Here is a 12,677-nt window from a genome sequence, read left to right as displayed (position 1 = left end):
GCCAATGGTTCAGCCCAGTTTGGATTGGCCGGGCGAGCCATTGCGCTCGCTGGTGTGGACGCTGCAGGCCTGGGTGATCACCATGGTGGTCTTCCTTGTGGTGGCTTTCGTCATCGCCCGCTTCACCCAATGGGGACAACAGTTCTGGCGGGTCAACGCTCCCTTCTTCTGGGGACGCGAGACCTGGCGCACCTGGGCGCTGTTGGCGTTCATGATGTGGCACACCGTGTACATGGCGCGCGTGACGGTCATCTTCACGTACCAGTACAAGGACCTGATGAATGCGCTGCAGGTTGGTTCGGAGGCGCTGGTCACGCATGATTCCGCGCTGCTAGCCGATGCGCGTCAGGCCTTCTTCACCTCGTTTGCGATCAGCGGGGTGCTGGTAGTCCTGACCGTGACGTACACGGTGGTGGATCTGTTCCTGCGGCGAGTCTTCGCCATCAGATGGCGGGTATGGCTCAACACGCGTCTCGTCGACGACTGGATGAGCAAGGATGCCTTCTACCGCAACCGATTTCTCGATACCCCGGTAGAGAACCCCGACCAGCGTATCCAGATCGATATCGAGACGCACACCACGAAGTCGGTGGACCTGACGCTCGGTGCGGTGAACAAGACGCTGCTGATCGTCATGTTCACCGGGGTGCTGTGGCAGCTGTCCGGGCCGCTGCTGGTGGGGAACTTCGAGATTCCGCGGGCCATGGTGTTCATCGCGTTCGTCTTCTCGATCGCGGTGACCGTGATCGCGTTCTGGATCGGGCGCCCGCTGGTCCGGTTGAACTTCTTGAACGAGCGATTCAGCGCGAGTTTCCGCTATGCGCTGGTGCGGCTGCGCGATAGTGCCGAGCGGGTGGCGTTCTACCGCGGCGGCGAGCGCGAACGCCGGCTGCTGCATTCGCGTTTCAACGAGATCATCGCGAACATGTGGCGAATTGTCTTCGCGCAGCTGCGGCTCAACGGGTGGAACCGGGGCGTCGGCGATGTGACCACCGGGATGATTCCCTACGCGGTGCAAGCGCCTCGATTCTTCGCGGGGCAGATCAAGGTGGGTGATCTGTTGCAGACGGTGGCGGCATTCGGAAATGTTTGTGGCGCAATGTCCTTCTTCAGGGATGCCTATGACGAGTTCACCGTGTACCGGGCCGCGCTGTTGCGTATCGACCAGATGTTGGACAGCGACCATCGCGCACGGGAGTTGCCGCGCATCGACGTGGCCGATGCAGACAACGCCCTGACTCTCTCCGACGTACAGGTTCTGGACCTGCGGGGGCGCGACATGATCGCCGACCTGAATCTGACGCTGACCGCGGGTGGCAGCGTTGTGGTGAAGGGTCCTTCGGGATGCGGGAAGACCACCCTGCTGCGCAGCCTGGCGCAGTTGTGGCCGCAGACCTCGGGGTTGGTGGCCCGGCCTGATGGGTGGGCCACCCTGTTCCTGCCCCAGCTGCCCTATCTGCCGCTGGGCAACCTGCGTGAGACCGTCGTGTATCCGCTGCCGGTGGAGGAAGTTTCGGATGAGGAGCTGAGGGGGGCGCTGCGTGACGTAGCTCTGGGGCATCTCACCGACCGGCTGGACGAGGAGGCCGATTGGGCCGCCGTGCTCTCACTGGGGGAGCAGCAGCGGGTGTCCTTCGTGCGGGTGCTGTTGGTGCGGCCGAAGGTGGTGTTCCTCGACGAGTCCACCTCGGCTCTGGACGAGGGGCTCGAGGACGCGATGTACGCGCTGGTGCGCGAACGGCTACCCGAATGCGTCGTGGTCAGCGTGGGCCATCGGTCGACGATCGACCGCCACCACCAGTCACGGTTGGAGTTGACCGGGAACGGCGACTGGGAGCTCGTCGCGCTTCCCGGTTGACGGGGGCAGATGCCGCGGGAACTTTTGGCTACGCCCGTGCGACTGATCTAGTGACGGCGCCCGCGGGCTGGGCGTATGTCGGCCGCGGTGGCTCCACGCGACGGATGTCCCCGCGGTGTTCTGTTCAGTTGGCAGTAAACCGTCACACGAAAGGAACCGCCATGCGCGATATCGCTGTAGAGATCGTTGTTGAGGACGATGAAATCGTCACCGCGACGGAAATGGTTGCCAGCCACTAAGAGTGGATGCCGAGGGCGGGTGGTCGACCCATTGGCCGCCCGCCCCTCGTCGCAAGCATGGAGGCGAAAATAGTGTTCGTCCAGGACCCGCGTTGGCGTCAGTTCGTCGCTGACCATGCCCCTCGCTACCAGGAAACGGTCTTCCTGCCCGCGCTGGTTGCGGCTCCCCGGAGAATCGCCGAACGAATCACGGCGGCAGTCGCTACGGCGACCACCAGTGGCGCAAAAGGACTGCGACTACGCGGGTTCCGGGGTAGCGAGTTCGATTTCAAGCTTACCGAGAACCTCTCGCGTACCCCGCCACGCGACGATCAGTCATTGACCGAGTGGCTCGCCGACTCCGCTGACGACCGTCCCGCCTGCGTCGCCATCAACGATGTCTCCTCGTGGGACCTGGGCCTTGCCGCACTTGCGCGGTCCGTGGTGCGCAGCCTCACACCCGATCGAGATCTGGTGTCCGGCGCGGATATCTACACCTTTATCGCCGATGTGGAGTGGACGCCGTTCGGAATACACAAGGACGACGAGCCGTCGCTGATCTTCCATCTGGGACCCGGCCACAAGGAACTCTGGGTGTGGCCCGTGGATGGCATCGACCCACACCAGCTGTTCGAGAACCCGTCGCTGGGCAAGGTGTCATTCGACTTCGATCGCCTCCTGCCCGGAGCAAGTCGCTACGTCTTGCGTCCGGGTGACTTCGTGTGCATTCCGCGAGGGCGCTACCACCTCTTCCGCAACACGGGTCCGTCGGTGTTCCTGGGGGTCACGCTCTTTCCGTCCGATATCCGAAAATCATTCGCGGACTTGCTGATCGACCATTTCGGTGCCCGGCTCGACGCGGCGGGTGAGCCAGCTAGCTTCGATGATGTGCAGCGGCTGGTGCTGGAGACCCTCCACGTCCCCGAGGCGCTATCGGAGTTACCGGCGACCATGGCACTCGCGGCGGCCAAACAGCGCACCGCCGGATATCTGCGCGCGCCGAAGGTGGCGGCGTTGAGAACCGGCGACGCCCCCGTCGATGCCGCGTACGGCTGGGCCTACCCGGGCGTGGTGGAGTGTGTCGTCGGCACCGACCGAACCCACCTCGTGGCGCGTGGCCGGGATATCGCCTTCGGCGGTGCCGTGAACCTTGATGAACTCCTAGCGCTCACCGGCGAGTTCACCCTGAACGATCTTGACGCCGTCCTTGCGGCCGAACTGGATACCAACCGCCGGCGCCAGGTGGTGAACGCGCTGTGGCGGTTCGGCGCGCTCGATCTTGTTAGCGCTCTTCCAGCGACTCGCGCCGCTTGCGCCGCTTCCGCTTGACGTTCACGCCACCCCATAGCGAGAAGCCCTTGACGGTCACGTGTGGGGCGCCCTGCACACCAACGCCGCTCGCCGAGTGATCGAAGCCGCCCATCACCGCGACGCCCGTGACGTCCACGTTGAGCTCCGGCGGCAGCAGGATCGTCTGCCCACCCATGATGGAGAAGGAGCGGATCTCCACCTCGTTGGAGGTGAAATCGGCGTACCGCAGATCCAGCACACCACCACCCCACAGCGCGAAGGAGGTGAGCTTGCCGGGAACGTTCCAGCGGCCGCGTCGTTCGAATCCGCTCATGATGGCCATCAGCACCGTCGAGGGCGCTGGCTTGGTGCCTTGACCCCGAACCGGTGAGGTGGCGACGGCGGGAAGATCCGCGCTGAGCTGATCAAGCTCACCGTAGGTGTTTGCCGAGTACACCTTGGTGAGCCGCTCCTCAAACTCCGAGAGTTCTAGCCGACCCTGCGCGGCAGCATCGGATAACAGCTGCGCCACACGCATGCGATCGGCATCTGCGGCCCGCATCGATGCGGTCACCCGCTCAGGGAGGTTGCTCATCACCGCCGAGCCTACGACGAACCGCGCATAAAGGCACGCCGTTCAATCGTGTTGCTCAGCGCACTACATCCGTAGTGACGTCTGGTTCACACCTGCCAGGCAGGAGGCCGCTTCTGCAGGAACGCCAACATGCCCTCCTGCGCCTCGGCAGATACGAACAAACGCGCCGAGGTTTCCGTCAACTCGACTGCACGAGCATCGAAATCGGCGAGGATCGGCGCGGTGGTCAGTCTCTTCGACTCGGCGAGCCCCTGCGGCGAGCCGAGCGCGATGTCATCCACCAACGACGTGACCGCGGCCTCGACGGCTTCGGCGCTGTCGACGGACTTGGTCACCAAACCGATCTCCGCGGCCACCCGCGCGTCGAACTTCTCGCCGGTGACGAAGTAGCGTCCGGCCGCGCGGCCGGTGAGCCGGGGCAGCAGCGTCAACGAGATGATCGACGGCGCTACCCCAATGCGTGCCTCGGTGAGGGCGAAGGTGCTGTCCGGTCCCGCTACCGCGATATCCGCGGCACCCACCAGGCCGAAGCCGCCGGCCCGCACGTGGCCGTTGACGGCGATGATGACGGGCAGTGACAGCTCCAGGATGTCGCGCAGCAGCGCGGTGAGTTGCCCGGCCCGATCCTTGGCGATGTCCTGCGGATCGGTCGAACCTTCCGATGCCTCAGAGAGATCAGCGCCCGCGCAGAAGGTGTTGCCGGTGTGGGTGAGCACCACCGCCCGCACCGTCTGGTCGGCGGCGGCGCGCTGCAATCCCTCCCGCAATTGCCGTACCAGCCGGCTGGACAACGCATTACGGTTGTGCGGCGAGTCGAGCGTCAGGCGGGCGGCGCGGCCTTCTACCTCGTACTGGACCAGGGTCTCGGATTCTTTCGCCATTCGGCGGACCTTTCCTTTGTGTGGATCAGTACGAACGGGGCAGACCGAGGGATGTCTGCGCGACGAAGTTGAGGATCATCTCCCGGCTCACCGGAGCGATACGCCCGAAGCGGGACAGATTCAACAGCGGGGCCACCCCGTACTCGGTCGTCAACCCGTTGCCACCCAGGGATTGCACGGCACGGTCCGCGGCACGGCAGGCCACATCGGCGGCCGCGTACTTGGCCATGTTGGCGGCCTCCGCGGCACCCCAGTCGTCGCCACAGTCGTACAGCGTGGCGGCCTTCTGCATCATGAGCTTGGCCAGCTCCAGCTCGACCTTGATCTCGGCCAGCGGGTGCGCGATGGCCTGGTGTGCACCGATGGGTGTCTTCCACACCTGGCGGGTCTTCACGTACTCGGTAGCCTTGCCGAGCGCCAGCCGGGTCAGGCCAACTCCACTGGCAGCACCCATGATTCGTTCCGGGTTCAGGCCGGCGAACAGCTGCATGATCGCGGCGTCCTCGGATCCGACGAGGGCGTTACCCGGCACGCGCACATCGTCAAGGAACACCTGGAACTGCTGTTCGGCCAGTGTCAGCTGCATGTCGATCGGGGTGTACTCGAAGCCCTTGGTATCGGTGGGCACCACGAAGAGCGCGGGCTTGAGCTTGCCGGTCTTGGCCTCCTCGGTGCGGGCCACCACGAGGACGGCCTTGGCCTCGTTGACGCCGGAGATGAAGACCTTGCGCCCGTTGAGGATCCAGTCGCCACCATCGCGCTTGGCGGTGGTGACGATGTTGTGTGAATTGGATCCGGCATCGGGCTCGGTGATGGCGAAGGCCATGGTGAAAGTGCCGTCGGCCATGGCCGGGAGCCAGTTCTTCTTCTGCTCATCGGTGCCGTATCGGGCGATGATGGTGGCATTGATAGCGGGGGATACGACCATCATCAGCAACGCACATCCGGCCGCCGAGAGTTCCTCGAACACCAGCGACAGCTCGTACATGCCGGCGCCCCCGCCGCCGTACTCCTCGGGGATATTGACACCCAGGAACCCGAGCTTGCCTGCCTCATTCCACAATTCGGTGAGGGGAGTGTGCGTCTTCGCCTTCTCCAGGTAGTACTCGTGGCCGTAGCTGGAGGCCAGTGACGCCACCGCTTGCCGCAGGGCCTTGCGCTCATCGGATTCGACGTAGGGGTTGGGAGGGGTCATGTTGGCTCTCCTTCTGTGTTGGCATCAGCGGTCAGCTGGGCAAGTACGGTGCCGAGCTCTACTTGTTGTCCGGGTTCGACATTGAGGATCTCGATGACACCGTCGGCGGGGGCAGCGATGGTGTGCTCCATCTTCATGGCCTCCAGCCAGACGATGGGCGTCCCGGCGGTCACGGTGTCACCCACGGCAGCGCCGAGGCGCAGTACGACACCGGGCATCGGTGCGATGAGTGAGCCTGCCGCCACCTCGGTGCTGGGGTCGGTAAACCGGGGCACCACGGTCAGTGCCACCGGACCGAGCGGCGAGTCGATGTCGACGGAATCCCCGTAGTTCGCGATATCGAACCCTCGGCGGACACCGTCGATCACGAGCGCTACGTGTTCCGGTGTCGCCGAGACCAGTTCGATAGCGGGCCAGGCAGTGTCGGCCGTGCTGTCCAACTCCAGGCCGGTGCGGGTCAGCCGGTACCGGACGCTGATGGTGCTCTCGCCCGCGGTGAACTCCTTGTTCTGGAATCCCGACGACGGGCCCCGCAGGTTGCGCCAGCCACTCGGAACCGCGGCGCAGGCCACCGCCGAAGCGCGGTTCGTGGCGGCATCGGCCAGGGCGGCGGCGAGGGCCGAATACTGGTGCGCCGCTTCGTCGGCCAGAGGTTTGGCCAGCGCGTCCAGGCCGTGTTTGTCCAGGAACGAGGTATCGGTATCGCCGTCAAGGAACGCCGGATGGCGCAATACGTTGACCAGCAGGTCGCGGTTGGTGGTCAGTCCATGAATGCGGGCGCGTTCCAGCGTCGACGCCAACAACCGCGCAGCCTCGGTGCGGGTCGGTGCGACCGTGATGACCTTGGCGAGCATCGGGTCGTAATGCACCGACACCACGCTGCCGTCGACGATGGTCGAGTCCAGGCGGATCCCGTTGCGCCCAGGGTGCCCGGGGAGGTGGAATTCCGCGGCGGACCCCGGTATGTCGAAGCGCCGCACGGTGCCACTTTGCGGCTGCCACCCGGCCGCGGGGTTCTCCGCGTACAGGCGCGCCTCGATCGAATGGCCCTGGATGGCAGGCGATTCGGTGGGCAACCTGGCTCCGTCTGCCACCTGGATCTGCAAGGCCACCAAGTCCAGACCGGTGGTGCACTCGGTGACGGGATGCTCCACCTGCAGACGGGTGTTCATCTCAAGGAAGAAGAACTCACCGTCCTCGGTGGCCAGAAACTCCATGGTTCCGGCGCCGGCATATCCGATGGCCTTCGCGGCGGTGCGGGACGCCTCGAAGAGCCGCTCGCGCATGCCGTCGACCCGGTTCACCAGTGGTGAGGGTGCCTCTTCGATGACCTTCTGATGACGGCGCTGGATGGAGCATTCACGCTCTCCCACGGCCCACACGGTGCCATGGGTATCGGCCATCACCTGTACTTCGATGTGCCGGCCGGTACCCAGGTAGCGCTCACAAAAGACGGTCGGATCACCGAATGCCGACTGCGCTTCCCGTTGTGCGGCAGCGATTTCCGCCGGGAGTTTGTCGAGCTCGGAAACAATCCGCATACCACGTCCGCCACCACCGGCAGAGGCCTTGACCAGTACCGGGAGCTCAGCGGCGGTGACGGTCTCCGGGTCCAATTGACCCAGCACCGGTACGCCGGCGGAATCCATCAGTTTCTTGGACTCGATCTTGGAGCCCATCGATTCGATGGCGGCGACCGGCGGGCCTATCCACGTAAGGCCGGCATCGGCCACGGCCCGCGCGAAATCGGCATTCTCGGAGAGGAATCCGTAACCGGGATGGATGGCGTCGGCGCCGGTGGCCTTGGCCGCGGCGATGATGAGCTCGCCGCGCAGGTAAGTCTCGGCACTGGAGGTGCCGGGGAGGTGGACTGCGGCATCGGCCTCGGACACGTGCGGACTGTCGGCATCGGCATCCGAATAGACGGCGACGGTACCCAGCCCCAGCTTGCGGCAGGTGGCGAAGACGCGGCGCGCTATCTCGCCGCGATTGGCAACCAAAACGGAGGTGACAGTCATTGGATTCCTAACCTCACATCCGGAAGACGCCGAAGTTCGACGTCCCCTCGATTGGTCCATTGGCAATGGCGGACAAGCACATACCGAGCACCGCCCGGGTATCACGGGGGTCGATGACCCCGTCGTCGTACAAGCGGCCGGACATGAACATGGGTAGCGACTCGGCTTCGATCTGTGCCTCGATCGCGGCCCGCATGGCGGCATCTGCGTCCTCGTTGACCTCCTGGCCTCGTGCCGCGGCGGCGGCACGGCTCACGATGGAGATGACACCGGCCAACTGCGTGCCGCCCATCACCGCCGACTTGGCGCTGGGCCATGCGAACAGGAATCGCGGGTCATAGGCGCGGCCGCACATGCCGTAGTGGCCGGCGCCGTAGGAAGCCCCGACGATCAGCGACAGATGCGGCACCGTCGAGTTGGACACCGCATTGATCATCATCGAGCCGTGCTTGATCATGCCGCCCTCTTCGTACTCCTTGCCCACCATGTATCCGGTGGTGTTGTGCACGAAGAGAAGTGGCGTGTTGGCCTGGTTGGCCAGCTGGATGAACTGGGTGGCCTTCTGGGCTTCCTCACTGAACAGCACGCCCCGCGCGTTGGCGAGGATGCCGATGGGGTAGCCGTGCAGACGTGCCCATCCGGTGACCAGTGATGACCCGTACTGTTCCTTGAACTCGTCGAATTCGGAACCGTCGACGACGCGTGCGATCACTTCGCGCGGATCGAACGGGATACGCAGGTCTCCCGGCACGATGCCGAGTAGCTCATCCTGGTCGGCGAGCGGTTCGATCACCGCGGCCGGTTCAGGTCCCTTTTTGACCCAATTGAGGCGCGAGACGATCTGGCGCCCGAGGCGTACCGCGTCCTGCTCGTCGACCGCCAGATAGTCGCCCAAACCGGAAACCCGGGAGTGCATTTCGGCACCGCCCAGGGATTCGTCGTCGGACTCCTCACCGGTAGCCATCTTGACCAGCGGGGGACCGGCCAGGAAGACCTTGGAGCGCTCCTTGATCATCACCACGTGATCCGACATGCCGGGGATGTAGGCGCCGCCGGCCGTGGAGTTTCCGAACACCAGGGCGATCGTTGGTATGCCCGCGGCCGAAAGCCGCGTGAGGTCGCGGAACATTTGTCCGCCCGGTACGAACACTTCCTTCTGTGTGGGGAGGTCCGCGCCGCCTGATTCCACCAGTGAGATCACGGGCAAGCGATTCTTGAAGGCAATATCGTTGGCCCGCAGAACTTTACGCAATGTCCAAGGGTTGCTGGTGCCGCCCTTGACGGTGGGGTCGTTGGCTACGATCATGCATTCGACGCCCTCGACCACGCCGATACCGGTGACCAGCGAGGCGCCGACGGTGAAATCGCTGCCCCAGGCTGCGAGCGGGCATAGCTCCAGGAACGGCGAGTCGGGGTCGATCAAGAGCTCGATGCGCTCGCGTGCCAGCAGCTTGCCGCGTTCGTGGTGGCGGGCAACGTATTTCTCGCCGCCGCCGGCGAGGGCCTTGGCGGTTTCGGCATTGACCTCGGCCAGCTTGGTCGCCATGGCTTCGGCCGCGGCCTGGTACTCGGGCGAGTTGGTGTTGACGGCGCTGCGCAGGATGGTCACGACTGGTACCCCAGAAGCTTGGCGGCCAGCGAGGTGAGGATTTCAGTGGTGCCGCCACCGATCCCGATGATGCGCATATCGCGGTACTGCCGCTCGATCTCGCTCTCGGTCATGTACCCCATGCCTCCGAATAACTGGACACCCTGATTGGCCACCCATTCGCCGGCCTCGACTGCGGTGTTCTTGGCGAAGCACACCTCGGCGATCAGGTTGGTCTCACCCGCGATGGCCCGGTCGACCAGTGCGTGTGTGTACACGCGTGCGACGTCGACCCGGCGCGCCATCTCGGCCAGGGTGTTCTGCACCGACTGACGGGAAATGAGCGGCCGCCCGAACGTCTCCCGATTCCGGCACCATTCCACGGTCAGGTCCAGGCAGCGCTGCGCGCTCGAATATGCCTGGGCAGCAAGGCCGATGCGCTCCGATACGAAGGCTCCGGCGATCTGTGCGAATCCGGTGTTCTCGCCACCCACCAGGTTCTCGGCGGGCACGCGCGCATCGGTGAAGGACAGCTCGGCGGTATCCGAGGAGCGCCAGCCCATCTTGTCGAGCTTGCGGGCCACCTCGAATCCTGGTGTGTCCTTGTCGATCAGCAGCAGCGAGACGCCGGCCGCACCCGACCCGCCGGTGCGGACCGCGGTGACCACATAGTCGGCGCGCACACCGGAGGTGATGAAGGTCTTGGCGCCGTTGACGATGTAGTGGTCGCCGTCCCGCTTGGCCGACGTCGTCAGGTGCCCGACATCGGACCCGCCGCCCGGCTCGGTGATGGCCAGTGACCCGATCAGGTCACCGGCCAGTGTCGGCTTCACATAAGTGTCAATGAGCCGCTGGTCGCCGGAAGCGATGATGTGTGGTGTGGAGATGCCGCAGGTGAACAAGGAGGCGAACACGCCGCCGGGCACACCGGCGTAGTGCAGCTCTTCGCACACGATCACCGGATCGATGGCATCGCCGCCACCGCCGCCGACCTCCTCCGGTGCGCCCGGTCCGAGCAGACCCAGATCGCCTGCCTTGCGGTGCAATTCGCGGGGGAGCAGTCCCTCGCGTTCCCACTCGTTGACATTCGGCAGGATCTCGCGCTCGGCGAAGTCACGTACCGTCTCCCGAAGTGCCTTGCGCTCGGGCGTGTTCCAGGAACTCATTGCGCTCACTTGCTCGCTTTCAGGAGGGATTCGGGGATGTCGATCTCGCGGGAACGCAGCCATTCGCCAATGCCCTTGGCCTGTGGGTCGAACCGGGCCTGATAAGCCACGCCCTTGCCGAGGATGTCTTGGATGACGAAGTTCACGGCCCGAAGCTTGGGCAGCAGGTAGCGCGCCACCTCCAGCTGCTCGGTTTCCGGCAGCAGCTCGCGCAGTGCGTCGACAGTCAAAGCGTGTGCAAGCCAGCGGTATTCATCGTCGGTGCGCACCCAGACGCCGACATTGGCGCTACCGCCCTTATCGCCACTGCGCGCGCCGGCGACAGTTCCCAGCGGAACCCGTCGCACCGGTCCGGCAGGCAACGGTTCAGGCAATGCCGCCGCAGGGGCCTCGGCGAGCGGCTGTGTCTGCGACGCCTGCGCGATATCGACCCGGGAGCCGTCGGCCAGTACCGCCACATGCGGAACCTTTTGGGCGGAAACGTATCCGGGCGTGAACACGCCGTACGGCTCGCCATCCTTGGGAGGTGTGGTGACGTGGAAACCGGGGTAGCTCGCCAGCGCCAGCTCCACCGCCGCGTTGGAGAACTGCCGGCCCACCTTGTTCGGATCGGAATCGCGCACCATGACGTGCAGCAGCGCGCTGGCGGCCTGCTCGGTGTCGGCATTCGGGTGATCGGTGCGTCCCAGCGTCCACTGGATGTCCTGTGGAGGGGACGACAGCGCGGACTCGAGCTGCTTGCGGGTCAGATCCGCCTTGGCGTCGATGTCCAATCCGGTCAATACGAAGGTCATCTGGTTGCGGAAGCCGCCGATGGCATTCAGCGACACCTTCAGATCTGGCGGCGGTGCCTCGCCCGTCGCGCCCGAGACGCGCACACGATCCGGACCGTCAGCGTCGAGCCGCAGGGTGTCCAGGCGGGCGGTGACATCCGGGTTCGCGTACCGGCCCCCGGTGATCTCGTAGAGCAGCTGCGCGGTGACGGTGCCCACGCTGACCGCGCCGCCCGTGCCCTCGTGCTTGGTGATCACGGACGATCCGTCCTCATATACCTCGGCCAGCGGGAAGCCCGCGTGCGAGAGGTCGGGGATTTCGGTGAAGAAGGCGTAGTTACCTCCGGTGGCCTGGGTGCCGCATTCGATGATGTGCCCGGCGGCGACCGCGCCGGCCAGCTTGTCGTAGTCGTCGCGGCGCCAGCCGAAGTGCGCGGCGGCAGGGCCGACAATCACCGAGGCGTCGGTGACCCGACCGGTGACCACGACGTCGGCCCCGGAATTGAGGCATTCCACGATGCCCCAGGCGCCGAGGTAGGCGTTGGCGGTCAAGGGCGATCCGAGCCCGAGCTCGGCGGTGCGGGCCAGGAGGTCATCGCCTTCGACATGCGCGACGTTGGTCTGGATGCCCAGCTTGTCGGAGAGGGCACGGATCGCATCCGCCAGACCCGCGGGGTTGAGGCCGCCGGCGTTGGCGACGATGCGCACACCCTTGTCCTGGGCCAGGCCCAGGCACTGCTCGAGTTGACGCAGGAAGGTCTTGGCGTAGCCGCGCTCGGGGGCCTTGGCACGGTCGCGGCCGAGGATGAGCATGGTCAGCTCGGCCAGATAGTCGCCGGTCAGATAGTCGAGCTCACCGCCGGTGAGCATCTCGTGCATGGCCGATAGTCGGTCCCCGTAGAAGCCTGAACAGTTCCCAATTCGTACCGGCGCAATAGTCACGATTCCTGGTCCTCTTCGCGCTTGCGGCTCATCGGAAGTCCTCTCGAGGTCGGCGTCGACTGCTCGTGCGCTGCCAAATTACCTCACCCGCCAAAACGTCAATCTAGCGGTCCAACCAAGTGGTTGGCCGAGCTGCGGCGGTTGCCTCGACAC

General features: G+C 65.1%; 9 protein-coding genes. 2 read left to right on the top strand and 7 right to left on the bottom strand.

What is annotated here, in order from left to right:
• The first annotated feature begins 4 nt into the window (after positions 1 to 4).
• Positions 5 to 1,858, top strand: coding sequence for an ABC transporter ATP-binding protein/permease (locus tag BKG76_RS04830; protein ID WP_070936422.1), 1,854 nt, complete (start codon positions 5 to 7; stop codon positions 1,856 to 1,858).
• Positions 1,859 to 2,169: 311 nt separating this feature from the next.
• On the top strand, positions 2,170 to 3,405 hold the full coding sequence (locus BKG76_RS04825) for a cupin domain-containing protein (RefSeq protein ID WP_070936877.1): 1,236 nt from the start codon (positions 2,170 to 2,172) through the stop codon (positions 3,403 to 3,405).
• Here BKG76_RS04825 and BKG76_RS04820 read toward each other — a convergent pair.
• The 7 genes from BKG76_RS04820 to BKG76_RS04790 all read right to left on the bottom strand — a co-directional run bounded on the left by BKG76_RS04820 (position 3,359) and on the right by BKG76_RS04790 (position 12,524).
• Positions 3,359 to 3,961, bottom strand: a complete 603-nt coding sequence (locus tag BKG76_RS04820) for a DUF1707 SHOCT-like domain-containing protein (protein ID WP_070936420.1) — start codon at positions 3,959 to 3,961, stop codon at positions 3,359 to 3,361. The two genes, BKG76_RS04825 and BKG76_RS04820, sit on opposite strands and share 47 nt — an antisense overlap.
• Positions 3,962 to 4,047: 86 nt before the next feature.
• Positions 4,048 to 4,842 (bottom strand): enoyl-CoA hydratase family protein, encoded by a 795-nt coding sequence (locus BKG76_RS04815; RefSeq protein WP_070936419.1) that lies wholly within the window; start codon positions 4,840 to 4,842, stop codon positions 4,048 to 4,050.
• 25 nt (positions 4,843 to 4,867) lie between these two features.
• Positions 4,868 to 6,037 (bottom strand): acyl-CoA dehydrogenase family protein, encoded by a 1,170-nt coding sequence (locus BKG76_RS04810; protein ID WP_070936418.1) that lies wholly within the window; start codon positions 6,035 to 6,037, stop codon positions 4,868 to 4,870.
• Entirely contained in the window at positions 6,034 to 8,055 is a 2,022-nt protein-coding gene (locus tag BKG76_RS04805) for an ATP-binding protein (RefSeq protein ID WP_070936416.1), read from the bottom strand. The genes BKG76_RS04810 and BKG76_RS04805 overlap by 4 nt, the downstream gene beginning before the upstream one ends.
• Positions 8,056 to 8,068: 13 nt before the next feature.
• On the bottom strand, positions 8,069 to 9,664 hold the full coding sequence (locus BKG76_RS04800; protein WP_070936415.1) for an acyl-CoA carboxylase subunit beta: 1,596 nt from the start codon (positions 9,662 to 9,664) through the stop codon (positions 8,069 to 8,071).
• Entirely contained in the window at positions 9,661 to 10,809 is a 1,149-nt protein-coding gene (locus BKG76_RS04795) for an acyl-CoA dehydrogenase family protein (protein WP_070936876.1), read from the bottom strand. The genes BKG76_RS04800 and BKG76_RS04795 overlap by 4 nt, the downstream gene beginning before the upstream one ends.
• A 5-nt stretch (positions 10,810 to 10,814) precedes the next feature.
• Positions 10,815 to 12,524 (bottom strand): acyclic terpene utilization AtuA family protein, encoded by a 1,710-nt coding sequence (locus BKG76_RS04790; protein ID WP_070936412.1) that lies wholly within the window; start codon positions 12,522 to 12,524, stop codon positions 10,815 to 10,817.
• Positions 12,525 to 12,677 lie beyond the last annotated feature (153 nt).

The sequence above is a fragment of the Mycobacteroides franklinii genome (assembly GCF_001853795.1).
GTDB lineage: Bacteria > Actinomycetota > Actinomycetes > Mycobacteriales > Mycobacteriaceae > Mycobacterium > Mycobacterium franklinii.
Note: the sequence above shows the minus strand (reverse complement) of the source record. Positions and strands in the feature narration are given on the sequence as shown.

Excerpts from the sequence above, each read along its gene's own strand:
- BKG76_RS04830 (WP_070936422.1), top strand. The coding sequence starts at position 5 with ATGGTTCAGCCCAGTTTGGATTGGCCGGGCGAGCCATTGCGCTCGCTG.
- BKG76_RS04820 (WP_070936420.1), bottom strand. The coding sequence starts at position 3,961 with ATGAGCAACCTCCCTGAGCGGGTGACCGCATCGATGCGGGCCGCAGAT.
- BKG76_RS04815 (WP_070936419.1), bottom strand. The coding sequence starts at position 4,842 with ATGGCGAAAGAATCCGAGACCCTGGTCCAGTACGAGGTAGAAGGCCGC.
- BKG76_RS04810 (WP_070936418.1), bottom strand. The coding sequence starts at position 6,037 with ATGACCCCTCCCAACCCCTACGTCGAATCCGATGAGCGCAAGGCCCTG.
- BKG76_RS04805 (WP_070936416.1), bottom strand. The coding sequence starts at position 8,055 with ATGACTGTCACCTCCGTTTTGGTTGCCAATCGCGGCGAGATAGCGCGC.
- BKG76_RS04795 (WP_070936876.1), bottom strand. The coding sequence starts at position 10,809 with ATGAGTTCCTGGAACACGCCCGAGCGCAAGGCACTTCGGGAGACGGTA.